The following is a 539-nucleotide window of genomic DNA, read 5'->3' as shown; positions in this document are numbered from 1 at the left end:
ATTATTGGTACCGGCAGCTATCTGCCCGAGCAAGTGCGTACAAACGCCGACCTGGAAAAAATGGTAGAAACCTCTGACGAGTGGATTGTCACCCGCACAGGTATCCGTGAGCGTCGTATTGCCGCAGCGCATGAAACAGTTGCTACGATGGGCTTTGAAGCCGCAAAGCAGGCGCTGGCGATGGCGGGCGTGTCCGCGGAGCAAATTGGTCTGATTATCGTTGCGACCACCTCCGGCACGCACGCGTTTCCGAGTTCTGCATGCCAGATCCAGTCAATGCTGGGCGTTAAGGGTTGCCCGGCGTTTGATGTCGCCGCCGCCTGCGCCGGTTTCACCTATGCGCTAAGCGTCGCCGATCAGTATGTGAAGAACGGCGCGGTAGATTATGCGCTGGTTGTTGGCGCCGATGTGCTGGCGCGCACCTGCGATCCGGCGGATCGCGGAACGATTATTATTTTCGGCGACGGCGCCGGCGCGGTTGTACTGGGCGCCTCCGAAGAGCCGGGCATTATCTCGACGCATCTGCATGCCGACGGCAG

Annotated in this window: 1 protein-coding gene; it reads left to right on the top strand. The window is 59.7% G+C overall.

What is annotated here, in order from left to right:
• The coding region (locus tag OOZ15_RS20065) for a beta-ketoacyl-ACP synthase 3 (protein WP_265958201.1) at positions 1 to 539 on the top strand (539 nt) is incomplete at both ends.

Source organism: Galbibacter kalidii (assembly GCF_026241135.1).
Classification (GTDB): Bacteria; Bacteroidota; Bacteroidia; order Flavobacteriales; family Flavobacteriaceae; genus Galbibacter.
The sequence above is the reverse complement of the archived record's forward strand: the minus strand, read 5'-3'. Positions and strand labels throughout refer to the sequence as shown.